The sequence below is a fragment of the Streptomyces sp. NPDC001093 genome, from assembly GCF_040298985.1.
Classification (GTDB): domain Bacteria; phylum Actinomycetota; class Actinomycetes; order Streptomycetales; family Streptomycetaceae; genus Streptomyces.
This window is the reverse complement of sequence record NZ_JBEPBF010000039.1, coordinates 1-24,401: the sequence shown is the minus strand read 5'-3', so window position 1 is coordinate 24,401 and position 24,401 is coordinate 1. Positions and strand designations below refer to the sequence as shown.

Genomic DNA, 24,401 nt, shown 5'->3' with positions numbered 1-24,401 from the left:
TCGCGGCCCCGGCGGTGGAGACCGGTTGGCCTCGACTGAGCCACGCGAACGCGGAAAGGGGCCACGCGAACGCGAAAAGGGGCCGGACGCGTCCGGCCCCTTCACGGTGCGTACCACTCAGTACGACTCAGGCGGCCGCGGTCTCGCCCACGTTCCCGTGCAGACGGGCGACGACCTCGGTCAGCTGGGCGGCGACCTCGGCGTCGTCGACCGGGTGGGTCTCGGCGAAGCGGGTCAGGGAGCCCGGGATGGACAGCTTGATGTCCTCGATGACCTTGCCGCCGGCGATGCCCACGGCCTTGCGGGCCTCGTCCTGCGCCCAGACGCCGCCGTACTGGCCGAAGGCCGTGCCGATCACGGCGACCGGCTTGCCACCGAAGGCGCCGGCGCCGTACGGGCGGGACAGCCAGTCGATGGCGTTCTTCAGGACGGCCGGGATGGTGCCGTTGTACTCGGGGGAGAAGAGCAGGAAGGCGTCGGCGGCCTGCGCGGCCTCGCGCAGCTTGGTGGCGGCGGCCGGGACGCTGCCCTCGACGTCGATGTCCTCGTTGTAGAAGGGGACGTCGGCCAGGCCTTCGTACAGCACGACCTCGGCGCCCTCCGGAGCGAGCTTGACGGCGGCCTCGGCCAGCCGGCGGTTGGTCGAACCGGTACGAAGGCTGCCGACGAGCGCGAGGATGCGAACAGACATGGGAACTCCAAGAGGCTGAAACGTCGCCGTTACGATCCGGACCGAGGTCCGCTTAGTTTTCTAGCACCTTAACCGGACCGCGGTCCAGTTTTGTTCCCCATGCTTTACGCTTGCTTCATGTCCAGCGCTCTGCCGCCGTTCCCGCCACCTCAAGAACCCCTTGACGTCCCTCAGTTGCTCGAGGTCGGCATGGGGCCCGAGGAGCCGTGCCTGCGTGCCGACGCGGCGCGCAACCGGGCCCGGCTGCTGGAGGCGGCCGCGCGGCTGATCGCGGAACACGGAGTGGCCGGGGTCACCATGGAGGCGGTCGCGGCGGCGGCCCAGGTGGGCAAGGGCACGGTCTTCCGCCGGTTCGGCGACCGGACGGGGCTGCTGATGGCGCTGCTCGACCACTCGGACCGGACGCTGCAGGCCGACTTCCTGGGCGGGCCTCCGCCGCTGGGGCCCGGGGCGCTGCCCCTGGAGCGGCTGCGGGCGTTCGGCGTGGCGGTGCTGTACCGCCGGGTCGAGCAGCTCGACCTGCATCTGGCCGCCCAGACGGAACCAACCCGCCGGTTCTCGCACCCGGCGGTCACCGCGCTGCGCACCCACGTGACGATGCTGCTGCGGCAGATCGTGCCGGAAGCAGACTGCGAACTGCTGTCCCAGACCCTGCTCAACTCGCTCGACCCGGCCCTGATCCACCACCAGACCAGGCAGTGCGGGATGCCCATGGAGCGGCTGGAGACCGGCTGGATCGACCTGGTCGCCCGGGTCACCGGCACGCGCGCCCCCAGCTGAGCCCGCACTCGACGCCCGGCGCCCTCCCCGACACCCCGCCCGCACCCCTCACGCGGCCACTCCGCCGAGTCCTGGGCGGCGATTCGCGCGCAGTTGATCCGCCGGGCGCGGGGCCCGGCCACTCCATGGCGACCGGGCCGAGCCCGGGCCGGCGATCCGCGCCCGGTCTCCCCGCTGAGCCCCGCTCGGCCACCCGCAGTCGCCCACCGGGCGGCGGCCGTCCGCTTGGCGCCACCCATGGCAACCCCGATCCACATCCCCCCATGGCAGCTCCGCTCAGCGCCCGTCAGCCGCTCCGGGGTGCGAACTGGTCGAGCAGGCCCTGTGGCACGTCGGCGCGGAACAGGAGCGCGGCATTCTGCGCGGACTCCGCCGCGGACGCCTCCGCGCGCCGGAACATCCGGTCTTCGTAGGCGGTGAGCGCGGCCCCGGTGTCGTCGGGGTGCGCGGCCAGTGCGAGGCCCAGTTCGGCGCCGTCGAGGAGCGCCAGATTGGCTCCCTCGCCCGCGAACGGCGACATCAGATGGGCCGCGTCCCCGAGCAGGGTGATCCCGGGCACCCGGTCCCAGCGGTGGCCGACCGGCAGGGCGTGGATCCGCCGGGGCACCAGCGCCCCGTCCGCGTCGCCGATCAGGGCCCGCAGGGTCTCGTCCCAGCCGTCGAACTCCTTCAGTACCGCCGCCTTCGCCGCCTCGGTGTCGCCGAAGTCGATGCCGTCCAGCCAGTCCTCCGCCGCCTCGACGGCCGCGTACACATGCAGACTGCCGTCGGTCTCGCGGTGCGCGAGGAAGCCACGGCCCGCGCCGAGCGCGAAGAGCATCCCGCCGCCCACGACCGCCGCGCTCGCCGGATGGCGCAGGTCCGCCTCCCGCAGGTCGGCCTCCACGAAGGACACACCCGTGTACGAGGGCCGGGCGGGGGAGAGCAGCGGGCGGATCCGGGACCACGCGCCGTCCGCGCCGACCAGCAGGTCCGTGGTGAACCCGGTGCCGTTGGCGAGCGTGACCTCGTGCCGGCCGTCGCCCAGCGGGCGCGCTCCGGTGACCTTGGCACCCCAGCGGACCGTGCTCCCGGGCAGTGAGCCGAGCAGCAGCTCGCGCAGGTCGCCCCGGTCGATCTCGGGCCTGCCGCCGGCGCCGTCGTCGTCCTCGGCGAGCCGGACGGTGGCGTGCCGGTCCAGGACACGCATGGCCTGGCCGCCGGTGTGGACCCGTTTCAGGAACTCCTCGTGCAGCCTGGCCGCCCGCAGCGCCTCCTGGCCGGAGTCGTCGTGGATGTCGAGCATGCCGCCCTGGGTCCGGGCGGTCGGCGCGGGGTCCAGGTCGAAGAGGGCGGCCTCGATGCCGTGCACGTGCAGCACACGGGCGAGCGCGAGCCCGCCGAGCCCCGCGCCGACGACGGCGATCGGGTGGTGGGGGCGATGGCTGGTCATGGGACCTCCTGGCGGGTCAGTCGGGTACGGCGGTGCGCTCGATGCCGTTGATCAGGGTCTGGAAGGCCCAGGACAGACGGGCCTCGGGGGTGCCGGCGAGCAGTGCCCCGGCGCTCGCGGCGATGTGCGGATGGGTGTCGGCCGGCGCCTCGCGCAGGGCGCGGGTCAGGGCCTGCCAGTCGCCCGCGGAGTCCTCTCCGGCGTGCTCGGCGGCGGTGGCGGTGGCGTGCTGCAACAGCAGGTCGACGCCCCACGCGGCCTGTTCGCGCGGTACTCCGCCCGACTGGAGCAGGTCCAGCAGGGTCTCGATGAGCCGCAGATAGTTCGGGCCGCTCGGCCACGCGGTCAGTGCCGAGCGGGCCAGGCTCGGATGCTCCAGGAGCATCGCGGTGTAGGCGGTGAGCACCTTCTCCAGCCGCTGCCGCCAGTCGCCCTCCGCCGGGGCCGGGGCGACCGTGCCGAGCAGCTCGTCCAGGACGGCGGCGTGCAGTTCGTCGGTGTTGCGGACGTACACGTACAGCGAGGCGGGACCGGTGTCGAGCTCCTGTGCCAGCCGCCGCATGGTCACCTTGCGCAGTCCTTCCGCGCGCAGGATCGCGACGGCGGCGGTGACGATGCCCTCCCGGGTCAGGGCGGGCTTGGCGGGACGCTCGCGGCGGGAGCGGGGAGCAGCGGTCATGCCTCCACGGTAACGAACATGTTCGGCACGAACAAGTACGTGACGAACGTGTTCGTCGACGATCGTGCCGTCTCCTCCTGCTCAGTCGAGAAACCGCCTGGCCCTTTTCGTCGAAAGCCGAACCACGTCGCCCCGCCTCTTCCCGGCCCCCGCCCCTCTGTCAGGATGCGGTCTGTCATGGTGCAGATACCGAACACGCCCACGAGTGCCGATGTGGCCCGCCTGGCGGGCGTCTCGCGCGCGACCGTGTCCTACGTCCTCAACAACACCAGCGCCGTACGGATCAGCGAACCGACGCGCCGCCGCGTGCGCGAGGCCGCGCGGGAACTGGGGTACGTCCCCCACGCCGCCGCCCGCAGTCTGCGCGCCGGGCACAGCCGTATGGTCCTCATGCCCGCCCCCGCGATCCCGGTGGGCCCGCTCTACAGCAGGTTCCTCAACGAGCTGCAGTGGGAGCTCGGCCGGCTCGACTACACCGTCGTGCAGTACGGCACCGTCGGCCTCCAGGGTGACGAAGCCGCCCGCGCCTGGGCGGAGTTGCGGCCGGTCGCCGTCCTGGTGCCCGGCGCGGGACTCGGGTCGCAGGGCGTCGGGGTGCTCAAGCGCTCGGGTGCCCGGGCCGTGCTCACCCTCGGTCCCGAACGCGTCGACGGCGCGCACGCCCTGCTCATGGACCACGAGGCCGTCGGCGCATGCGCCGGCGCCCATCTGTACGCCCGGGGCCGGCGCCGGATCGGTGCGGTGGTGCCCGAGGAGTCCGGCCTGGAGGCCTACTCCCGCCCCCGGCTCGCCGGTGTGCGCCAGGCGCTGCACGGCACGGACGCCATCGTCACCGGGCTGCCGCTCGCGTACACCGAGGAGTCGGCCGCGCAACTGGCCGTACACCTGCGGGAGTCGGACCTTGACGCGGTGTTCGCCTACAACGACGAGTACGCGATGCTCCTGATGCGCGCCCTGCAGGACGCGGGGGTGCGCATCCCCGAGGACGTGGCCGTCATCGGCGCCGACGACCTGATGCTCGGCCGGCTGCTGCGGCCCCGGCTCAGCACGGTGCACGTCGAACTGCCCTCGGGCCGCGACCTCGCCGAACTGGTCGACCGGGTGGTCCGCGACCCCGGGGCCGAGCCGGAGGTGCACAGGGTCCTGGGAGCCTCGGTGGTCCAGCGCGAGTCCACCTGACGGTGGGGCATCGGTGGGAGCCGGAGCGCGGATGACGCCGGCCGGGTACACCTCCCGGTGGTGACGGGGTTCCGGAGAGGCGTCACCGCGATGTAGTTTCGCGCTCAACCAAATGGCGTCGAGGCGGGAGTTCCGTGCCGCCCGGCGATCGATCGGAGAGCCGTATGCCGCTGCTCGACCCGAAGACCTGGCAGGACCGCAGCCTGGCCGGACCCGCCCACACCGTCACCGAGCCCGCCACCGGCGACGCGCTCGGCACCGTCACCCTCGCGGCCCCCGAGGATGTCGGCCACGCGGCGCGGCTCGCCCGCGCCGCCCAGGCCGACTGGGTCCGCACGCCGCACTTCCAGCGGGCCCAGGTGCTGCGCAGGGCGGGGGACCTGTTCACCGGGCACGCCGACGAGTTGCGCGAGTGGCTCGTGCGCGAGTCCGGATCCATCCCGGGCAAGGCGGACTTCGAGCTCCACGTGGCCGCCCAGGAGTGCTACGAGGCCGCCGCCCTCGCCTCCCGTCCGACCGGCCAGGTACTGCCCAGCGAGGCGCCCCGGCTGTCGTACACCCGCCGGGTCCCGGTCGGCGTGGTGGGCGTGATCTCCCCGTTCAACGCGCCGCTCATCCTGTCCATCCGCTCCGTCGCGCCGGCCCTGGCGCTCGGCAACGCCGTGGTCCTCAAGCCGGATCCGCGCACCGCCGTCTGCGGCGGCCTCGCCCTCGCCGCCGTCCTCGCGGCCGCCGGCCTGCCCGAGGATCTGCTGCACGTACTGCCCGGCGGCGCGGAGACGGGCCGGGCGCTGGTGGAGGACCCGCTCGTCCCCGTGATCTCCTTCACCGGCTCCACCGCGGCGGGCCGCGCCGTCGGCGAGGCGGCCGGCCGCCAGCTGAAGCGGGCCCACCTCGAACTCGGCGGGAACTCGGCCCTGATCGTCCTCGCGGACGCCGACCTCGACGCCGTGATCTCCACGGCGGCCTGGGGCTCGTTCTTCCACCAGGGCCAGATCTGCATGACGACCGGGCGGCATCTCGTACACGCCTCGCTCTACGACGAGTACGTCGAACGGCTCGCCGCCAAGGCCGACTCGCTGGCCGTCGGCGACCCCCACCGCGAGCAGGTCCACCTCGGCCCGGTCATCGACGCGGGACAACTCGCCAAGATCGACGGGCTGGTGCGCACGAGCATCGCCCGCGGCGCGAAACTCGCCGCGGGCGGCACCCACGAACAGCTCTTCTACCGGCCGACCGTGCTGGCCGACGCGGGCGACGACACTCCGGCCTACACCGAGGAGGTCTTCGGGCCGGTCGCGCCGGTCCGCTCCTTCACCACCGCCGAGGAGGCGGCGGCGCTCGCCGCGGACAGCCCGTACGGCCTCTCCCTCGGCATCGTCAGCCGGGACACCGCGCGGGCCCTCGACCTGGCCGAGCGAATCCCCACCGGCATCGTCCACGTCAACGACCAGACCGTGAACGACGAGGCGGTGGCCCCCTTCGGCGGCGTCGCCGCGTCCGGCACCGGCGCCCGCTTCGGCGGCGAGGCCAATCTGGACGCCTTCACCGAGCTGCGCTGGACGACCGTACGCGGCGACGTGGCGCCGTACCCCTTCTAGGGGCAGCCGCACCCGTGCCAGGGGCTACTGGGCGGTGCCGCCCTGGGCCTCCTGGGCGGCGATGCTCTTGCGGACCTCGTCCATGTCCAGCTTCCGGGCCTGCCCGATGAGGTCCGTCAGCGCGGCCTCGGGCAGGGCGCCCGGCTGGGCGAAGACGGCGACCTTGTCCCGCACGATCATCAGCGTCGGGATCGACTGGATGCCGAAGGCCGCGGCCAGCTCCGGCTGGGCCTCGGTGTCCACCTTGCCGAAGACCAGGTCCGGGTTGTCCACGGCGGCCTTCTCGTACACGGGTGCGAACTGACGGCACGGCCCGCACCAGGCAGCCCAGAAGTCGATCAGAACGAAGTCGTTGTCGGTGACCGTCTGGTCGAAGTTGTCCTTGGTCAGCTCCACGGTGCTGCTCATGGCGTGGGTCCCTCTTCCTGGTGTGGGGTGTGCCGACGGCGGAAACACGGCCGTCGGACCGCCTATTCCACACGTGCACGTCTGTGTTCGGCGCACGTACCCATGTGGCCGTCGCGCACACCACCCAGCAGACTGACCCCATGACGGAAACGACGGAATCGGAATCCATCGCGTACGACGTCGTGGTGCTCGGGGCCGGGCCCGTGGGGGAGAACGTCGCCGACCGCACCCGCGCGGCCGGCCTCACCACCGCGGTCGTGGAGAGCGAGCTGGTCGGCGGAGAGTGCTCGTACTGGGCGTGCATGCCCAGCAAGGCACTGCTCCGGCCGGTCATCGCCCAGGCGGACGCCCGCCGGCTGCCCGGCCTCGCCCAGTCGGTCCAAGGGCCGCTCGACACCCCGGCCGTCCTCGCCCGCCGGGACGCGTACGCCTCACACTGGAAGGACGACGGCCAGGTCGGCTGGCTCGACGGCATCGGCGCCGACCTGTACCGCGGCCACGGGCGGCTCGCCGGCCCCCGCACGGTCACCGTGACGGCGCCCGACGGCACGGTCACCACCCTCACCGCCCGGCACGCGGTCGCCGTCGCCACCGGCACCCGCGCCCAGCTGCCCGACCTGCCCGGCCTCACCGAGGTGAAGCCCTGGACCAGCCGCGAGGCGACCAGCGCCAAGGCCGCCCCGGACCGGCTGATCGTCGTCGGCGGCGGTGTCGTCGCCACCGAGATGGCCACCGCCTGGCAGGCCCTCGGCTCCCGGGTCACCCTGCTGGTGCGCGGCAAGGGGCTGCTCAACCGCATGGAGCCGTTCGCCGGGGAACTGGTCGCCGAGGCGCTCACCGAGGCGGGCGCCGACGTCCGCACCGGCACCTCCGTGGAGTCCGTCACCCGCGAGAACGGCACGGTCGTGGTCGTCACCGCCGCGGGCGACCGGATCGAGGCCGACGAGATCCTCTTCGCCACCGGCCGGATCCCGCACACCGACGACATCGGCCTCGACACCGTCGGCCTGGAACCCGGCTCCTGGCTGGACGTCGACGACACCCTCCGCGTCACCGGTACCGACTGGCTCTACGCGGTCGGCGACGTCAACCACCGCGCCCTCCTCACCCACCAGGGCAAGTACCAGGCCCGTGTCGCCGGCGCCGCCATCGCCGCCCGCGCGGCCGGTGACACCGTGCAGGACGAGTCCTGGGGCGCGCACACGGCCACCGCCGACCACCACGCCGTACCCCAGGTGGTGTTCACCGACCCCGAGGCCGCCGCGGTCGGCCTCTCCCTCGCCGAGGCCGAACAGGCCGGCCACCGCGTCCGCGCCGTCGACGTCGAGTTCTCCGCCGTCGCGGGCGCGGGCCTGTACGGCGACGGCTACAAGGGCCGCGCCCGCATGGTGGTCGACCTGGAGGAGGAGATCCTGCGCGGCGTCACCTTCGTCGGCCCCGGCGTCGGCGAGCTCATCCACTCGGCGACCGTCGCCGTCGCCGGCCGGGTCCCGGTCGGCCGCCTCTGGCACGCCGTCCCGTCGTACCCCACGCTGAGCGAGGTGTGGCTCCGGCTGCTGGAGGCCTACCGGGACAAATGACCAATGGTTGAAGGACGTTACGGCAGCTCGAAGCCGAGTGCCTCGGCCGCCGCCTCGGGTGTCGGCCGGTTCCACAGCGCGGCGACCGCCTCGTTCGTGGACAGCGAGCGCGGTTCGGCGCGGTCCAGGTAGAGGGTGCCGTCCAGGTGGTCCGTCTCGTGCTGGACGATCCGGGCGGGCCACCCGGTGAACACCTCGTGCAGCGCGCGCCCGTGCTCGTCCTCGGTGCGCAGCCGCACCTCGGCGTGCCGGGCCACCACCGCCTGCCAGCCCGGCACGCTCAGACAGCCCTCGAAGAACGCGGCACGAGCGGTGCCGACCGGCTCGTACACCGGGTTGACCAGGACACGGAAGGGCTGCGGCACCCGGCCCCGGGCCACCGCGACCTCCTCGGGCACCGGCGCCGGGTCCTCCATGACCGCGATCCTCAGCGGCACGCCGACCTGCGGTGCGGCGAGGCCCACGCCGGGCGCGGCGTGCATGGTGACGCGCAGGGCCTGGACGAAACGGGCCAGCAGGGCGGGGCCGAGCTGACCGTCGTACGGCTCGGTGCCGCGCCGCAGCACCGGCTGCCCGGCGGCGACGATGGGCAAGGGGCCGCCGGCGGCGAGGAGTTCCTCGACCCGCTCGGCGAGCGGCGCGTGATCACGGAGAGGGGCCATCGCGCCAGCATGCCATGCCAACGGGCCGCCGACGGGTGCACCTGGTCAGGGCGCCGTGAAGGAGCGTGGCCCGGCGCGCCGGTCACCGCGGCCCGGGTGGGGCAGCGGCGGCGACCTCGCCCGACCCGGCCGCCGGCCAAGGACGTCATCTCCCGCCGGTCTGCCTCGGTTCGCGGACACGGAGGAGGGCCCTAGGGAAGACTGACGGCCCATGGCGGTCTTCGTCTTGCTGCCGCTGGAGCCGCCGCTGTCCGCCCGGCACCCCCCGCCGGACGACTGGTCCGGCCCCCGGGCACGGGGTGCCGTACCGCACGACGAACTTGCGCGACCACGGCCCCGCTCCGACCCGGAGGACACGGATGGCGTTCTCGGTACGGCCCCTGACGCCGGACACCTGGCCCGACTTCGCCCGGCTCGTGGCCGAGCACGACGGGGTCTGGGGCGGCTGCTGGTGCATGGCGTTCCACGAGGAGGGCGTCGGCCGCACCAGGACGCCCGAGCAGAACCGGGCGGAGAAGGAGGCGCGGGTCCGCGAGGGCAGGGCACACGCGGCCCTGGTGTACGACGGCCCCGACTGCGTCGGCTGGTGCCAGTTCGGCCCGCCCGCCGAACTGCCCAGGATCAAACACCGCCGCGCCTACGAGGCGGCCGCCCCGGCCCCGCCCGACTGGCGGATCACCTGCTTCTTCGTGCATCGCGCCCGGCGCCGCACGGGTGTGGCCCCGGCCGCGCTCGACGGCGCCCTGCGCGGGATCACCCGGCCGGGCGGCGGCACGGTGGAGAGCTTCCCGCAGGACACCGAGGGTGCCCGGGTGTCCGCGTCCTTCCTGCACAACGGCACGGTGGCGCTGTTCGAGAGCCGGGGCTTCAGCCGCGTCCGGCGGCTGGGCAAGAGCCACTGGGTGGTCACCCGCACGGTGCGCGTCCGCCTGAGACATGCCGAGGGCCCGGCCCCCTGCCGGGAACCGGGCCCCCGCCCCGCCGCTCACCGCTGCGGCTCACTCCTGCGGGAAGTCGCCCGCGAGCGCCGAGGCGATCCGCAGATGCGGCTCCGCCTCCTCGTGCCGGGCCTGCCGCTGGAGCGTACGGCCCAGCATCAGCCGGGCGTAGTGCTCCACCGGGTCACGCTCGACGATGATCCGCAACTCCGCTTCGGCGCGGCTCAGTTGGGCCGAGTGGTAGTAGGCGCGGGCCAGCAACAGCCGGGGTCCGGTCTGCTCCGGCACCTCCTCGACCAGCCCGGTCAGCACCCGCGCCGCGCCCGCGTAGTCCCTGGCGTCGAAGAACTGCCGCGCGCGCTCCCAGCGCTCGTCCGGTGTGCCGTGGTCGTAGTACGTGGTCTCCACTTGCGTCTCCACTCGTGACCTCCTTGGACGGCCACAACGGAACGCGTTTGTTCAATATTCCACTAACCCTGTCGGGCCTCCAGCGCGGCCGGCTCCGCGTCGGCGCGTTCGGTGATCAGGGTCAGCACCCGGCCGGTCACGGCGCGGTCCTCCTCGGAGATGCCGGCGTAGATCCGCGCCGTCAGCGGTGCCGTCTCGGCCGAGGACTCGGCGTACACCCTCCGGCCCGCGTCGGTGATGCCGATGCGGGACCCCTCCGCCGCGCCGAGCAGCCCGGCGGCGATCGGCTCGCCGGCCGTCCCGTGAGCGTCCGCCGCGGGGACCTTCAGTGCGCCGGTGACGCCGTCGACCAGGGGCGCGGTGGTGGTCATGGCTGCTCCGTCTCGAGATCGGTGGTGCCGAACGGATCAAGCGGTGCGTCGAGCAGGACCGTCCACTCCCGGGTGAACTCCCGTGCGCGCGGACTGCCGGGACCGCCGAGCGGTGCCAGCAGCTGCCGCAACAGCCCTTGGACGACATCGATCGCCTTCCGGGTGACCTCACGGCCCTGCTCTGTGAGTTCGAGCCGTACGGCGCGCGGGTCGGCGGCATCCCGGGTGCGCTCGACCAGGCCGGTGCTACAGGGACGCGACCAGCGCGTACATGGCTACTGTCTTCCGGGGCATGCCCGGTGCGCACGTCACCCCTCGGTGGCCACCTGTGTGGTGAGGAAGTCCAGCAGGGCCGAGTTGAAGCGCTCGGGCTGTTCGGCGCCGGGCAGATGCCCTGCCTTCTCGATGACGACGACGGTCGCGTGGGGGACGAGGCGGTGGATCGCCTCGGCGTCCGCGACCGGCGTGTAGACGTCGTCCGCGCCGACGACGATCAGAACCGGTTCCCGTACGGCGGCCAACGTGTCCCCGTAGTCCGGTCGTTCAGCCCGCCCCCGCAGTGCCGCCGCCGCGCCGTGGGGGTCGGTGGCGCGCATCATGCCCAGGACGCGCTCCGCGACATCGGGCATCGCGGCGACGTTGTACGGCGCGAGCATCTTGTCGATCACCTCACCCGCGTAGCCGTCCATCCCCTCGGCGAGGAGCCGGTCGGCCAGCCGGTTGCGGAACGCCCTCCCCTCGTCGGTCTCGGCGGGGGAGGAGGTGTCGGACAGGACGAGGGCGTGCACCCGCTGCGGGTGGCGGCGCCGGAACTCCATGGTGATCTGGCCGCCCATGGACACGCCGCCGACCACCGCGCGCTCGATCTCCAAGTGGTCGAGGAGCGCGGCGAGGTCGTCGGCGAAGTCGGAGAGGAAGACCTTGCCACGGGTGACGCTGCTGCGGCCGTACCCGCGCAGATCGGGGGTGATGACCCGGTATCCCGCTTCGGTCAGCGCCCTGGCCTGGGGTGCCCACAGCGTGCGGTCGAAGGGGTGCCCGTGGATCAGCAGGACCGGCAGCCCGGCCGAGGGCCCGAGGTCGTCGTAGTGGAGGGTGGCACCGCGCAGGGCCACGGCGTTCATGTCGGACACACTGACTCCAGGATCGGCGGGTCGGCAGACGTGTCGGTGACGGTCGGGGCCCGCCGTGCCCCGCCTCCCCGGCAGCCCGTCGCAGCGTAAACCCTGCCCCTGGGGGCAAGGTCAACTCTCCCGGCCCGAGCGCCGTAGGTCCCGGCCGGCGCCGATGGCTGCGGCGGCCAGCAGGCCCAGTGCCATGCTCTCGGCCAGGGAGCCGGGGTGCGCAGTGGCCCGGACGAGGGCGAGGAGGTTCTGGCCCGTGGCGAGGGGCGGCCCGGTCACCATGTGCGGCAGGGCGGTGGACAGCCGAGCGTGAGCCAGTAGGGGGTGACCGCGGCGGGTCCGATACCGAGCAGGAGCGGCGCGAGCCAGAGACGGGTGGTGGGGTGGTGGACGTCGGCGATGAGGGTGGTGGAGGGTTCGGCCGAGCGCGGGAGCAGTCCGGTGGCCGCGGTGAGCGCGAAGAGTGCGACGGTCAGGACGCGGCGGGTCTGGCCGGTGAAGGTCGGCAACGCGGTCGCGGGGTCCCCCACCGGGACGCCCCGTGGCCCGTGTTCGGGACGGGATCGCCGCATTCCGTCCCGGCCCTGGCCGCCCTCACACCCGGCGCCGGCCTGACCACGTCCGTGGGGGCGGCCGCTCTCCCGCTCGCCCGCGTCGGCCCTACGCCGACGAGCGATCACGATGGGGCGGTTTTGCCACGACCGTCAGGGGCGACGGAGCCTGACGGCCAGGAAGTGCGGCTGTTGGTGGGTCTTCTCGTAGCGACGCGGATCGGCCGACCGGGCCGCATCCCGCGCTCGCGGCTCCTCCAGCGCCTCCAGCAGGAACCCGGCCCCCAAGAGCTCACCGAGGAACCGCTCCAGCGTCATCCTCCAGTAGCTGAGGGAGAATCCGTTGCCGAAGGGCAGCTCGACGCGTTCGTGAGCGAAGTAGGAGCCGCCGAAGTAGCCCCAGTCGCCGGTGGGATGCGTCGTGGACACGAGCAGGGTGCCACCCGGCCGCAGGACGCGCCGGATTTCGGCGAGCAGTTGTCCGCGCGCGTCGATGTGGTGATAGACGAGAGCCATGGCGACCAGGTCGAACGACTCGTCCGCCAGAAAGGCCAGCGGCTCCTCCAGATCGTGATGGTGCAGGACGGCATCCGCCCCGAGCCGCTCCCGCGCGGCGTGCAGGAGGCTCTCGCTCCCGTCGACCCCGACGACCCGGGCGGCTCCCCGTTCCAGGAACTCCGCGGCGTAGTGGCCGGCCCCACAGCCGAGATCCAGGACCCGAAGTCCGGTCACCTCACCGGCGAGCCGCAGCATGGCCGGTCGATCCGTATGCGCGTGGTACGCGCTGTCCGTGGCCTGCGAGGCGAACTGTTCGCCCATCGCACCGTGATAAGCGGTCTCGGCACTCATCGGAGCATTCTCGCAGCCGACCGTGCTGCGTCGGCAAGAGGCCGGCACCGCACCCGAGGAGTCGGCACCTCAGGGAGACGCCGGCCGGTAGACGAGGAGGGCCGGATGCCCGTCGGAGCCGTGGGCGACGGGGTAGTAGCTGCGGTGGGTGGTGGGATCGACGGCGACGACGTGGGCGCCGTCGGCCAGGTGGGAGCGGCCGGTGACGGTCAGGTGCCGGCCGCGGTTGTCCGCGGTGGTGACCCAGCCGGACTCGGCGGCGACGTAGAGGTGGCGGGCGGAGGGGTCGTAGGCGAGGACGTCGGGGTCCTGGCCGACCTGGTCGGACCCGGTGACGTGAAAGGTGGTCAGGTCGACGGTGAGGAGGCGGGCGTTGCCGTCGCAGGCGACGAAGGCCAGCCGGTCGGCGGGGGCGAGGATGAGCCCGTGGTCGTGGTCGCAGCCGGGCAGCGGGACGCGGCGGGTGATGTGGAGGGTGGCCGGGTCGATGACGGCGAGCTGGTCGCGGGTCTGGACGTCGACGAGCATCCGGCGGGTGGCGGGGTCGTAGGCGACGTTGCCGGCCTCGCCGCCGAGGGGAACGGTGCCGCGGGCCGCTCCGGTGGCGGCGTCGACGACGGTCTCCGAGCCGCCCGACTCGTTGGTCGCCCAGACGGTGCCGTGCACGGGGTCGTAGGCCATTCCGTCGGGGTAGTCGCCGGTGGGGCCGCGGTGCACAACGGTGCCCGTGGTCTCGTCGATGGCGGCCACCTGGTCGGCGTCCGTGGCGGTGGCGTACACCCGGTGGCGGGAGGGGACGACCAGTATGCCGTGGACGCCGGGCAGCCCGTCGATGGTCCGTACGACGCGGTCCGCACGGACGTCCACCTCGATGACCTGACTCGCGCCCAGGTGAGCGATGAACAGGAGCCCGCGGCCGGGGTCGAGGGCGGCGTAGTCGAATCGGGAGCTGTCGCCCGGCAGGTGGATCCGGGCCACCGGATGGAGGGGAAGCGCCACTTCGGGTGGTCGGCTGCCACCGGTGAGCAGCACACCGGACACGGCGGCGGCGAAGGCGGCGACCAGGCCGGCGACGAGGCCCGGCACGGCTCGCGGGCCGAGGCGACGGATCATGTGCGGCTCCCCCGGGTGGGCGGAGAGGAGGCCGGGCTGCCCCCACCGCCCGTGGACGGCGGGCTGTGGCGAGGGTACCGGGCCCCGATGTGTGGGCGGCGCGCCGGCCCGTGCGGCGGTTCTTCGGTACCGGAGTCCTGGGCGCGTTGAGTACGTTTGCGAGGTACGCGGCGCCGGCGTGGTGGCCGGCCCGGGGGCCGCGTTCGTCGGGGTGTCGGCTGCGGAGGCGCTGTGGGGATGAATCATCCGGTGTCCGAAGGGCGGGAGGCGGACCGGCCGTCGGTGCGGATGGGGCCGTGGCGGTTCGTGGTCTGGTTCGGCACGGTCAGTCTGCTCGCCGATTTCGTGTACGAGGGCGCCCGTTCGATCACGGGCCCGCTGCTCGCCTCGCTGGGCGCGTCCGCCCTTGTCGTGGGCGTGGTCACCGGCGCCGGTGAGGCGGCGGCGCTGGGACTGCGGCTGGTCTCCGGCCCGCTGGCCGACCGCACGCACCGCTTCTGGGGCCTGGCGATCGCCGGGTACGCCCTGACGGTCGTCTCCGTCCCGCTGCTGGGCGTCGCCGGGGTGCTGTGGGCCGCGTGCGCGCTGGTGATCGCCGAGCGGGTCGGCAAGGCGGTGCGCTCACCGGCGAAGGACACCCTGCTGTCGCATGCCACCGCCGCCACCGGGCGGGGCCGCGGCTTCGCCGTCCATGAGGCGATGGACCAGATCGGCGCCCTCGTCGGCCCGCTGCTGGTGGCGGGCGTGCTCGCGCTGACCGGGAACGCCTACGGGCCCGCGCTCGGTGTGCTCGCCGTGCCCGGCATCGCCGTACTGCTGCTGCTGTTCTGGCTGCGGGCTCGGGTGCCGGACCCGGAAGCCTACGAACGCGAGGTCACGGCCGCAGCACCCACGACGCCCGACGGCCAGGACGTGCGCCTGCCGAGGGCGTTCTGGACCTACGCAGCGTTCACCGCGGCCACCACGAGCGGGTTCGCGACCTTCGGCGTGCTCTCCTACCACCTGGTCCAGCGCCATCTGCTGTCCACCGCGTGGGTGCCGGTGCTGTACGCGGCGGCCATGGCCGTGGACGCGGTCGCCGCGCTGGCCACCGGATGGCTGTACGACCGGTACGGCCCACGCGTGCTGATCGCCCTGCCCGTCCTCACGGCGGGCGTGGTGGCGCTGGCGTTCACCGACACGGTCGCCGTCGCGGTGGCCGGGTCGCTGGTCTGGGGCGCGGCCATGGGCATCCAGGAGTCCACCCTGCGCGCCACGGTCGCGGACCTGGTGCCCAGCGGGCGGCGCGCCACCGCCTACGGCCTGTTCGCCGGTGTGGTCGGCGCGGCGAGTCTGGCCGGGGGCGCGCTGACCGGCGGGCTGTACGGCTACTCGATTCCCGTGCTGATCACGGTGGTTGTCGCCATCCAGGCCCTGGCGGTGGTGTTGCTGCTGGTCACCAGGGGCAGCCAGCGCTGACACAAGGGCGTTGGCCCTCGCCGGCGGTCGAGGCCGGCTCCGGCGAGGCACTGCCGTGACGCACCCTGTCGCATGGCCGGGACGGCTCACGGCCGTTCGCCCGGGACTGCGCGCCGCCGGGAGGCTTCGATCTCCTCGTACGCCGCGTCCCGGCCCTCCCAGTGAGAGCCTTCGACGGACTTGCCGGGCTCCAGGTCCTTGTAGACCTCGAAGAAGTGGGTGATCTCCAGCCGGTCGAACTCGGCGATGTCACCGATGTCCCGCAGGTTCGCGTAGCGCGGGTCGTGCGCGGGGACGCACAGCACCTTTTCGTCGGGGCCCTGTTCGTCCTTCATGCAGAACATGCCGATGGCCCGGCACTCGATGGTGCAGCCGGGGAAGGTGGGTTCGCCGGTCAGGACGAGCGCGTCCAGCGGGTCGCCGTCGCGGCCGAGGGTGCCGTCGATGTAGCCGTAGTCCGCCGGGTACTTGGTGGAGGTGAACAGCAGACGGTCCAGACGGATGCGGTGCAGCGCGTGGTCCATCTCGTACTTGTTGCGGGATCCCTGGGGGATCTCCACGGTCACCATGAACTCCACGTCGTCCTCCATGTCGTAGGTCCTCCGCGGGGCGGCCGCAACCACTGGCGAGATCAGTGGGTGTGCCCTTCCAGTGTGCTCCTCGATCCATTCCGGGCATCCACCGGTGATGCGGAAGCGGACAAGGTCATCGTGGGCCCCGCCTGGTTGCCGCGGCGGCCGCCCGGCAGGAGACTGCTCGTATCCGGCGATGGGCCTGCCGCCAACCGCCCAGCCGCGGTGCCGATGGCGTCCACCCGCTGACCACGCTCACGTCTGAGGAGGTCAGGGCCATGCCCCGGATCACCGTCGACATCGACGCCACCGCTTCCTCCACCATCCGAACGTCCGACGACGGAGCCTCCGGCCGCCTCACCTCGACGGGCTGGCCGGTCGGACACGGAAGAATCCCCGACACCCTGGACGCCGACGGGTTGCCGCTGGACGCCCTGGTGCTGATGCCCGAACCCGCCCTGGCCGGCAGCACCGTGCCCGCCTGGCCGCTGGGCGTCCTGCACCGGACCGGGGCACCGGCCGCGCCCGCCGCGCCCACGCTGCTGTGCGTGGCCGAGGACCCTTCCTTCATCGACCTCGTCGACATCGACGACCTGCCCCGCTGGCACGCCGAAGCCGACGCCTGGGCCGCCGTTCTGGCACGCCTGCAGCGCCGGCCCGTCGGCGAGGTCGTCGCCTGCGGCTCCCGCACCGAGGCCGAGCACCTGATCAGCGACGCCCATCACGCCTACGAGCGGCTCACGGGATGCCTGGAATGACGGCTCGTGGGACCCCTCGGAAACACGGACCGGCAACGGGTCCGTCAAGATTCACCCAAGCGCCGCACAGGAAACCATAGGTAAGGCTCACCTAACCTATGCTGTGGTCGTCCCCAGGCAGCCCGCCCCCACCAGGCCGCCCCCAGAGCACGACCCGGAGTTCTCCCCATGTCCAGCGCCAACATCGCCCTGCTCGGCGCCATCGCGGGCCTCACCATCTACCTCGGCCTCCCGCTCGGCCGGCTGCGCACACCGACGCCCCGCCTGAGGGCCGGGCTGAACGCCGTAGCCATCGGCATCCTCGTCTTCCTGGTCTGGGACGTCCTCACCCACGCCTGGGAACCGGTCGACGAAGCGCTGAGTGACCATCGCTGGGCGACGGTCGCCTCCGGCGGCCTCGTCCTCGCCGCCGGACTCACCGCCGGACTCGCCGGACTGGTGTACTACGACGCCTGGATCGCCCGCCGCCGAGCCGCCGCCCAGCGTCCCGCCGGTCCCGGCGCCGCCGCGGCGACGGAGCTGGCGCCGAAGACCCGCAGCCAGGCGGCCTCCCTCGCCCTGATGATCGCGACCGGCATCGGCCTGCACAACTTCGCCGAGGGCCTGGCCATCGGCAACTCCGCCGCCAAGGGCGAACTCTCCCTCGCCGTGCTGCTCATCATCGGCTTCGGCCTGCACAACGCCACCGAGGGCTTCGGCATCGTCGCCCCGCTCGCCGCCGAGGGCGAACGCCCCACCTGGGCCACCCTCTTCTGGCTCGGCCTGATCGGCGGCGGACCCACCTTCCTCGGCACCCTCGTCGGCCAGCACCTCGTCAACGACACTCTCTCCATCGCGTTCCTGGGGCTGGCCGCCGGCTCCATCCTCTACGTCGTCATCGAACTGCTCGCCGTGGCCCGCAAGGCCAATCTGAAGACGCTCACCACCTGGTGCGTCCTCCTCGGTCTGCTCCTCGGCTTCGCCACGGACGCCGTGGTGACCGCCGCCGGAGCCTGAGCATTCCCACGCCCCCCGGCCTTCAGCCGGAGGCCAGGAACTGGGTGGCGGCGAGCTCGGCGTAGAGGGGGTCGCGGGTCACGAGTTCGCGGTGGGTGCCCACGGCACGGACCCGGCCCGCGTCCATGACCACGATCCGGTCGGCCGTGGTGACGGTGGACAGCCGGTGTGCGACCACCAGCACCGTCGTGGCGCGGGCGACCTCGGTGACCGTGTCGCGCAGCGCGGCCTCGTTGACCGCGTCCAGCTGGCTGGTGGCCTCGTCCAGGAGCAGCAGGCGGGGGCGCCGCAACAAGGCACGGGCGATGGCGACACGCTGGCGTTCGCCGCCCGACAGCTTGGTGCCACGGTGTCCCACCAGCGTGTCCAGGCCCTTGGGGAGGCGGGCGACGAGGCCGTCGAGGCGGGTGGTCTTCAGCACGCGGGTCAGCTCCGCCTCGTCCGCGCCCGGGTTGCCGAGCAGCAGGTTGTCGCGCAGGGAACCGGACAGCACCGGGGCGTCCTGCTCCACATAGCCGATGGCCGACCGCAGTTCGGGCAGAGGCCAGTCGGCGAGGTCGCGGCCATCGACGGTGATACGGCCCGACGTGGGGTCGTAGAACCGCTCGATGAGCGAGAACAGCGTGGTCTTGCCCGCGCCGGACGGGCCGACGAAGGCCGTCATGCCGAGCGCGGGCACCGCGAAGCTCACGCCGTGGTGGACGTAGGGCAGATCGTCCGCGTAGCGGAAGCGGACGTCGTCGAAGACGACCGCGGCGGGCCGGGCACCGGGTTCGGGAAGCGGTGCGGGCTCGGCCGCCGGTTCGGCGGGCAGGCGCAGCGCCTCCTGGATCCGGGCCAGTGCGGCCGCTCCCGCCTGGTACTGCGTGACGGCGCCGACGACCTCCTGGATCGGCGACATCAGATAGAAGACGTACAGCAGGAAGGCGATCAGCGTGCCGACGTCGATGGCGCCGGTCGCCACCCGGGCGCCGCCCACCGCGAGCACGGTGATGAAGGCGATCTGCAGGGCCAGCCCCGCCGTGTTGCCCGCCGCGGCCGACCACTTGGCCGCCCGCACGCTCTCCCGCCAGGACCGCTCCGCCGCGTCGTGGACGGCCCGCTCCTCGCGGTGCTCGGCACCGGACGCCTTGACGGTGCGCAGCGCGCCGAGGACGCGTTCCAGCGAGGCGCCCATCGCGCCGACCGCGTCCTGCGCCTGCCGGCTGGCGCGGTTGATACGGGGCACGATCACCCCGATCACCGTGGCCGCCCCGCCCAGCACGCCGACGGTCACGCCGAGCAGCACGGGGTCGACGACACCCATCATCACCAGCGTGGCGACCAGAGTGAGCCCGCCGGTGCCGAGGCCCACCAGCGACTCGGTGGTGACCTCGCGCAGCAGCGTGGTGTCGGAGGTGACGCGGGCCATCAGGTCGCCCGGCTCGCTGCCGTCCACCGCGCTGACGCGCAGCCGCAGCAGATACGACGACAGGGTGCGCCGCGCGCCGAGCACCACCGACTCGGCGGTGCGCCGCAGTACGTAGGAACCCAGCGCGCCGATCGCCGCGTTGGCCACCACCAGCGCCGACATACCGAGCAGCGCCGCGCTGACGGAGCGGTGGTGCGCGAGGCCACCGATGAGGGAGCGGGTCACCAGGGGAAGGGCGAGCCCGGTGCCCCCGGTGATCAGCGACAGCAGGGCGCCGAGCAGCAGCATCCCGCGGTGCGGCCGCACGTACTCGAACAGCAGCCGCCGGGTGGACTCGGCGGCCGGGGCGGCGTCCGCTGCCGCGCTCACGAGGCGCGGCCCGGTGCGCCGGGTATGCGGGGGCGGCAGCCCAGGGCGTCCGTGCGCCCGCACCCGCCATCGGCCCGACCGGCGACGCTCACGGTGGTGGCCTGGTCGTCCGCCACGGAACCCGCCTCCCCCCAGCAGTCTGTTCGCCTGCCCGAAGGATACGGGGGCCTGCCTTCCCTCCACACCTGACATTCCGCGCGTCGCCCCCTGCGGCACGCCGCCTCCGCCGAGGGCCTCTTGGCCCGCCCCTCGTTGCGGGACGTCAGTCGTGGGGCGGCAGGTGGCCGATCTGGTGGTCGGCGATGTTCAGTGCCTCGTCGACCAGACGGCGCAGATGCCCGTGGCGCAGGGCGTACACGACCCGGCGCCCCTCCTTCCGGGTCGTCACGAGCCCGGCCAGGCGCAGCCGGGCCAGATGCTGGCTGACCGACGTCCGAGTGGCATCGGTCGCCCCGGTCAGCGTCGTGACGTCCGCCTCGCCCTCGCCGAGCCGCCGCAGCAGAGCCAGACGGGTGCGGTCGGCCAGCAGGCCGAGGACCTCCACGGCGACGGCGAGGCGCTCGCCCTCATCCGCTTGTTGCGAGGGGTGCGCACCTGACAGATGCATGCGTGCGTTCATGTGCACATAATGGTGGAGCAGCAGCACCGGCGTCCACCTTCGACGAGCCGGCCGTCCACGAAAGGTGCACCGTGAACGAGCAGACCCACACCCACGAGCCGCCCGGGCACCAGCACGCTCACGCCGACGGCCACCACCACGGCGGCCACGGCCATGATCACGGCCATGAACACCCGCACGGCGTCGGGCGGTGGTCGAAGGTGCGGCACCAGCTCGCTCACCTGGTCACTCCGCACAGCCATGAGGCCATGGACAAGGTCGACTCCGCGATGGAGACCTCCCGCGAGGGGATGCGCACGCTGTGGCTGTCGCTCACCGTCCTCGGGGCGACGACCGTGGTCCAGGCGGTGATCGTGGCGGTGTCCGGGTCGGTCGCGCTGCTGGGCGACACCATCCACAACGCGGCCGACGCGCTCACCGCCGTACCGCTCGGCATCGCGTTCGTCATCGGGCGGCGGGCGGCCGATCGCCGCTACACCTACGGATACGGTCGCGCCGAGGACCTGGCCGGCATCGCCATCGTGCTGACCATAGCCGCCTCCTCCGCGCTGGCCGCCTACGAGGCCGTCGACCGCCTGCTGCACCCCCGCGACGTCAGCCACCTGTGGGCCGTTGCCCTCGCCGCGCTGGCCGGCTTCATCGGCAACGAGTGGGTGGCCCGCTACCGCATCCGCACCGGCCGCAGGATCGGTTCCGCCGCGCTGGTCGCCGACGGTCTGCACGCCCGCACCGACGGCTTCACCTCCCTCGCCGTCCTCCTCGGCGCCGGCGGCGCCGCCCTCGGCCTGCGCTGGGCCGACCCGGCCGTCGGGCTGCTGATCACCGCCGCGATCCTCATGGTGCTCAAGGACGCCGCCCGCGAGGTCTACCGGCGCCTGATGGACTCCGTCGACCCCGCCCTGGTCGACCGCGCCGAGCGGGCCCTGCACACCGTCGAGGGCGTCGAGCATGTCGGCTCGGTACGGATGCGCTGGATCGGCCACTCCCTGCGAGCCGAGACGGACATCGTCGTCGACCCGCGGCTGAGTGTCGCCCGGGCGCACGCCATCGCTGTCGAAGCCGAACACGCCTTGATGCATGCGGTACCCCGGCTGACCGCGGCCACCGTGCACACGGACCCGCACCCGACTCCCGGCAGCGGCGACCCCCACGCGGTTCTCAGCCACCACGCCACCCGCTGACACCCCCGGCACCCGTGCGATCACCGGCGGGTGCCGCAGCCGTCAGCACGGGAAGCCGGCCCCGAGGTGAAAGAGGACTCGCGCAGGGTCGAGCACCAGCTCAGACAGCCCCGGCACAAGCCCGTCACCGATAGCTCGGCATGGGCGTGTTGGACGCGTTCTCCGAGGTCGGTGCGGGCGGCCAGTCGGCTCGGACGTTCAGGTGTGCGCGAGCTGGAGCACGGCGATGCCGGCCACCACGGTGACGCTCGCGGCCAGCCGTCGGCCGCCCAGTCGCTCGCGGAAGAGCACGGTACCGAGCAGCGCGGCGATGACAATGCTTGTCTCGCGGAGTGCGGCGACGGACGCCAGGTCGCCGTGGTCCTGCGCCCATACCACCAGTGCGTACGCGGTCAGTGAGAGCACCCCACCAGTCAGTCCGCGCATCGGGGCGGCGCGCAGCCGGGCTGACAGGCGGCGCCCGCCCAGCACGAAGGCACCGGCGCAGAAGAGCATGCCCTGCAGCAGGAAACTCCAGGCTATGTAGCCGAAGACGCTGTCTGAGCGCCGTACGCCCGTGCCGTCGACGATTGTGTATGAGGCGATCATGACGCCGGTGCCGAGGGCAGCCGTCAGTGCCGGCAACTGGGCACGGTCCGGCAAGCCGTCCGCCAGGGCCAGGGCGACCAGCCCGGCGGAAATGATCAGGACTCCGGTGAGTTCGGGGGCTGACAGCTCCTGGCCGAGAACGCTCACCGAGAGGACGGCGACCAGCAGGGGTGCGACGCCGCGCGCCACCGGGTACATCTGACCGAAGTCACCGAGCCTGTAGGCCTGGAGCAGCAGCGTCTGATAGGCGACCTGGAGCACGGCTGACGCCGCGATGAACGGCCACGCGGCAGAGCCAGGGAGCGGGGTGAAACAGACCCAGATCGCGCTGACGCCGACGAAGACGAGGTTGATCAGCGTGAAGCCGGCGAGCTTGTTCGGAATCGCGTGCGCCAGTGCGTTCCACACGGCGTGCAGCACCGCTGCGGTCAGCACCACTACGGGTACGGCAGTGCCGGCTTGCATGAACACATTCATGAGCGTCGACCGTTCCAGAAGCTGAAGCGTCAGGGAATTGAATTCCGCAGTATGCTACAGGAATGGAAGATGATTCCCCGATCGGAAGTGCTTCTGCCGGCGCACGGGCTGTTGACGTGCGGAATCTCGCCGCCCACGTACGCGCCCGGCTGCCGCAACTGCGCGACGCGGAGGCAAGGGTCGCTCAGGTCCTGCTCGATCAGGGACCTGAACTGGTGCGGCTGAGCGTGAGCGACGTCGCCGCGATGGCGCACACAGCGCCCTCCTCCGTGGTCCGCGCCTGTCAGCGGCTGGGCTTCCGCGGCTATCAGGAGGTGAAGATCACGGCAGCCCGGGAGGCGCCCCGGCCCACCACGCCGGAAGGCGCCGATCCCACCTCCCGCGCGTTGGCCGACACCGTGCAAGCGGCACGCGAGGCCCTGGACGGGCTGTCCGCGACAGTCTCTCCCGACGACCTGCGCACTGCTGCCGAGGCGTTGCACGGCGCGAGCCGGATCCTGGTCGTCGGTGCCGGCCTGTCCACCGCGGTGGCCACCGACGCGGCCTACCGCCTCAGGGCCCTGGGATGCGCCGTCGACGCCCCCACCGACCCACTCACCGCCGAGGTGGCCGCCTCGCTGCTCCCCTCGGACGCCGTCTGCCTGGCCGTCAGCCACACCGGCGCCACCCGAACCACCGTGGACGCCGCCCGACGCGCCCACACGCGCGGAGCCACCGTCATCTCGCTCACCAGCTACGCCCGTTCGCCGCTGACCGAGACCAGCCAGTGCACGCTACTTGCCGGCGGCCAGGACCTCACTCTCGGCCTCGAAGCCGTGGCAGGGCGCCTCGCTCATCTCGTCGTGGTCGACGCACTGGCCCTCACCCTGCTGGCGCTGCGCGGTTCGGACGCCCAACAGGCCCTGGCCCGCTCCGCAGAGGTCACCGCTGCTCACGCGTACTGACCTTGCGAATCCGCCGCGCTCATGCGCCGGTGAGAGCTGCTTGTGCACGGCCGGGTGGCGCGGGACATGACGGCGGGCTCTCGGCATCCCTGAACAGGGACTTCGTTACAGCATGAGCAACCCTTGACCGACGTCATCCCCGTGGCCGCATGTCGGTTTCACCGGGATCGATCAGGCCGTCGGCCACATGGGGAGTTCATCGGCGGGCTGCCGACGTGACCAGGGCGGAGTCCGTCGGGGCCCCCGCGAACCTCCTTGATCCATGCCGTAACTTGACTCCACTCGGGGCCATCCGGCCCCCTCGGAAAGGCGACGACTTCGTGGACTCGTCCTCCTCGAACAGACCCCGCCCCGGACGTGCCGTCACAGCAACGACAGCGCTCGGCTTGCTGATAGCAGCGGCGGGGATCGTCCAGCCGACCGCGGCGTTGGCCGCGACGCAGGACAATCCGCCGGCGGTTCCCACCGACTTGAGCACCTCCCCGGCCACCTCCTGCCAGGCCGACGCCCTCGTGGGCGACGGTGACGTCACCCTGTACGCGAAGGTCTCGGACCCCGACGGCGGCACCCTGGGCGCCGATTTCCGCCTGTCGCCGCACGGCAGCGAATCCGGCGACGCGATCGCCGAATCCGACCCGGCGAAGCTGACCACGCAATCCGGC

Annotated in this window: 27 protein-coding genes and 1 pseudogene; 10 read left to right on the top strand and 18 right to left on the bottom strand. The window is 72.9% G+C overall.

Features of this window, described 5'->3' with window-relative positions; translation table 11 throughout:
• Positions 1–127: 127 nt before the first annotated feature.
• Positions 128–691 (bottom strand): NADPH-dependent FMN reductase, encoded by a 564-nt coding sequence (locus tag ABT288_RS20845; protein WP_351609729.1) that lies wholly within the window; start codon positions 689–691, stop codon positions 128–130.
• Between the two features lie 99 nt (positions 692–790).
• Here ABT288_RS20845 and ABT288_RS20840 point away from each other — a divergent pair, with 99 nt between their 5' ends.
• Positions 791–1,471, top strand: coding sequence for a TetR/AcrR family transcriptional regulator (locus ABT288_RS20840; RefSeq protein ID WP_351609726.1), 681 nt, complete (start codon positions 791–793; stop codon positions 1,469–1,471).
• Between the two features lie 286 nt (positions 1,472–1,757).
• On the opposite strand, the gene ABT288_RS20835 is transcribed toward ABT288_RS20840, so the two are convergent.
• Both ABT288_RS20835 and ABT288_RS20830 read right to left on the bottom strand, forming a co-directional pair.
• Positions 1,758–2,903, bottom strand: coding sequence for an FAD-dependent oxidoreductase (locus ABT288_RS20835; RefSeq protein WP_351609724.1), 1,146 nt, complete (start codon positions 2,901–2,903; stop codon positions 1,758–1,760).
• A 16-nt stretch (positions 2,904–2,919) separates the two neighbouring features.
• A complete protein-coding gene (locus ABT288_RS20830) occupies positions 2,920–3,582 on the bottom strand; it encodes a TetR/AcrR family transcriptional regulator (protein WP_351609721.1) in 663 nt (220 codons plus the stop codon).
• A gap of 165 nt (positions 3,583–3,747) precedes the next feature.
• Between ABT288_RS20830 and ABT288_RS20825 the strand changes: the two genes are divergently transcribed.
• Positions 3,748–4,761, top strand: a complete 1,014-nt coding sequence (locus ABT288_RS20825) for a LacI family DNA-binding transcriptional regulator (RefSeq protein WP_351609718.1) — start codon at positions 3,748–3,750, stop codon at positions 4,759–4,761.
• A gap of 164 nt (positions 4,762–4,925) precedes the next feature.
• Entirely contained in the window at positions 4,926–6,362 is a 1,437-nt protein-coding gene (locus tag ABT288_RS20820) for an aldehyde dehydrogenase family protein (RefSeq protein WP_351609716.1), read from the top strand.
• 24 nt (positions 6,363–6,386) lie between these two features.
• Here ABT288_RS20820 and trxA read toward each other — a convergent pair whose 3' ends face one another.
• Positions 6,387–6,770 carry a thioredoxin gene (gene trxA, locus ABT288_RS20815; protein ID WP_351609713.1) on the bottom strand — a complete coding sequence of 128 codons (384 nt, stop codon included), beginning with the start codon at positions 6,768–6,770 and terminating at the stop codon, positions 6,387–6,389.
• Between the two features lie 140 nt (positions 6,771–6,910).
• On the opposite strand from trxA, the gene ABT288_RS20810 reads away from it, so the two are divergent.
• The gene (locus ABT288_RS20810; protein ID WP_351609710.1) at positions 6,911–8,350 is read left to right on the top strand and encodes a dihydrolipoyl dehydrogenase family protein; all 1,440 of its coding nucleotides are present in this window, start codon (positions 6,911–6,913) and stop codon (positions 8,348–8,350) included.
• A gap of 17 nt (positions 8,351–8,367) precedes the next feature.
• Here ABT288_RS20810 and ABT288_RS20805 read toward each other — a convergent pair whose 3' ends face one another.
• From ABT288_RS20805 to ABT288_RS20765, 10 genes and pseudogenes are all read right to left on the bottom strand, one after another.
• Positions 8,368–9,012 carry a peptide deformylase gene (locus ABT288_RS20805; RefSeq protein ID WP_351609707.1) on the bottom strand — a complete coding sequence of 215 codons (645 nt, stop codon included), beginning with the start codon at positions 9,010–9,012 and terminating at the stop codon, positions 8,368–8,370.
• A gap of 637 nt (positions 9,013–9,649) precedes the next feature.
• Entirely contained in the window at positions 9,650–9,928 is a 279-nt protein-coding gene (locus ABT288_RS20800; RefSeq protein WP_351609704.1) for a hypothetical protein, read from the bottom strand.
• Positions 9,929–10,010: 82 nt separating this feature from the next.
• A complete protein-coding gene (locus ABT288_RS20795; protein ID WP_351609835.1) occupies positions 10,011–10,358 on the bottom strand; it encodes a tetratricopeptide repeat protein in 348 nt (115 codons plus the stop codon).
• A gap of 62 nt (positions 10,359–10,420) precedes the next feature.
• A complete protein-coding gene (locus ABT288_RS20790) occupies positions 10,421–10,729 on the bottom strand; it encodes a winged helix DNA-binding protein (protein ID WP_351609702.1) in 309 nt (102 codons plus the stop codon).
• Positions 10,726–10,977 (bottom strand): annotated as a pseudogene (locus ABT288_RS50275) (MarR family transcriptional regulator); the annotation flags it as partial. The pseudogene ABT288_RS50275 and the gene ABT288_RS20790, both read right to left, overlap by 4 nt.
• Before the next feature lie 60 nt (positions 10,978–11,037).
• A complete protein-coding gene (locus ABT288_RS20785) occupies positions 11,038–11,853 on the bottom strand; it encodes an alpha/beta fold hydrolase (RefSeq protein WP_351609700.1) in 816 nt (271 codons plus the stop codon).
• A gap of 120 nt (positions 11,854–11,973) precedes the next feature.
• Positions 11,974–12,135 (bottom strand): hypothetical protein, encoded by a 162-nt coding sequence (locus tag ABT288_RS20780; RefSeq protein ID WP_351609699.1) that lies wholly within the window; start codon positions 12,133–12,135, stop codon positions 11,974–11,976.
• Complete coding sequence (locus ABT288_RS20775) at positions 12,129–12,383, bottom strand: hypothetical protein (RefSeq protein WP_351609697.1); 255 nt, start codon at positions 12,381–12,383, stop codon at positions 12,129–12,131. The genes ABT288_RS20780 and ABT288_RS20775 overlap by 7 nt, the downstream gene beginning before the upstream one ends.
• 174 nt (positions 12,384–12,557) lie before the next feature.
• On the bottom strand, positions 12,558–13,253 hold the full coding sequence (locus ABT288_RS20770) for a class I SAM-dependent methyltransferase (protein WP_351609694.1): 696 nt from the start codon (positions 13,251–13,253) through the stop codon (positions 12,558–12,560).
• Positions 13,254–13,322: 69 nt separating this feature from the next.
• Positions 13,323–14,366, bottom strand: coding sequence for a YncE family protein (locus tag ABT288_RS20765; RefSeq protein ID WP_351609691.1), 1,044 nt, complete (start codon positions 14,364–14,366; stop codon positions 13,323–13,325).
• A gap of 249 nt (positions 14,367–14,615) precedes the next feature.
• Here ABT288_RS20765 and ABT288_RS20760 point away from each other — a divergent pair, with 249 nt between their 5' ends.
• A complete protein-coding gene (locus ABT288_RS20760) occupies positions 14,616–15,824 on the top strand; it encodes an MFS transporter (protein ID WP_351609689.1) in 1,209 nt (402 codons plus the stop codon).
• 86 nt (positions 15,825–15,910) lie between these two features.
• Here the strand turns inward: ABT288_RS20760 and ABT288_RS20755 are convergent, their stop codons facing one another.
• Positions 15,911–16,402 carry an inorganic diphosphatase gene (locus tag ABT288_RS20755; protein ID WP_351609833.1) on the bottom strand — a complete coding sequence of 164 codons (492 nt, stop codon included), beginning with the start codon at positions 16,400–16,402 and terminating at the stop codon, positions 15,911–15,913.
• Between the two features lie 272 nt (positions 16,403–16,674).
• Here ABT288_RS20755 and ABT288_RS20750 point away from each other — a divergent pair, with 272 nt between their 5' ends.
• A complete protein-coding gene (locus ABT288_RS20750) occupies positions 16,675–17,154 on the top strand; it encodes an inorganic diphosphatase (RefSeq protein ID WP_351609686.1) in 480 nt (159 codons plus the stop codon).
• Positions 17,155–17,322: 168 nt separating this feature from the next.
• Positions 17,323–18,150: a ZIP family metal transporter gene (locus ABT288_RS20745; protein ID WP_351609683.1), complete on the top strand. Its 828-nt coding sequence runs from the start codon at positions 17,323–17,325 to the stop codon at positions 18,148–18,150.
• Between the two features lie 22 nt (positions 18,151–18,172).
• On the opposite strand, the gene ABT288_RS20740 is transcribed toward ABT288_RS20745, so the two are convergent.
• Both ABT288_RS20740 and ABT288_RS20735 read right to left on the bottom strand, forming a co-directional pair.
• Positions 18,173–19,930: an ABC transporter ATP-binding protein gene (locus ABT288_RS20740; RefSeq protein ID WP_450864021.1), complete on the bottom strand. Its 1,758-nt coding sequence runs from the start codon at positions 19,928–19,930 to the stop codon at positions 18,173–18,175.
• A 262-nt stretch (positions 19,931–20,192) separates the two neighbouring features.
• Positions 20,193–20,549 (bottom strand): ArsR/SmtB family transcription factor, encoded by a 357-nt coding sequence (locus tag ABT288_RS20735; protein WP_351609681.1) that lies wholly within the window; start codon positions 20,547–20,549, stop codon positions 20,193–20,195.
• A 200-nt stretch (positions 20,550–20,749) separates the two neighbouring features.
• Here ABT288_RS20735 and ABT288_RS20730 point away from each other — a divergent pair, with 200 nt between their 5' ends.
• Complete coding sequence (locus tag ABT288_RS20730) at positions 20,750–21,730, top strand: cation diffusion facilitator family transporter (protein WP_450864032.1); 981 nt, start codon at positions 20,750–20,752, stop codon at positions 21,728–21,730.
• A 198-nt stretch (positions 21,731–21,928) separates the two neighbouring features.
• On the opposite strand, the gene ABT288_RS20725 is transcribed toward ABT288_RS20730, so the two are convergent.
• On the bottom strand, positions 21,929–22,783 hold the full coding sequence (locus ABT288_RS20725; RefSeq protein WP_351609675.1) for an EamA family transporter: 855 nt from the start codon (positions 22,781–22,783) through the stop codon (positions 21,929–21,931).
• A gap of 128 nt (positions 22,784–22,911) precedes the next feature.
• On the opposite strand from ABT288_RS20725, the gene ABT288_RS20720 reads away from it, so the two are divergent.
• Complete coding sequence (locus ABT288_RS20720) at positions 22,912–23,739, top strand: MurR/RpiR family transcriptional regulator (RefSeq protein ID WP_351609673.1); 828 nt, start codon at positions 22,912–22,914, stop codon at positions 23,737–23,739.
• 386 nt (positions 23,740–24,125) lie between these two features.
• A partial coding sequence (locus ABT288_RS20715) for a hypothetical protein (protein WP_351609670.1) occupies positions 24,126–24,401 on the top strand: 276 nt, incomplete at its 3' end.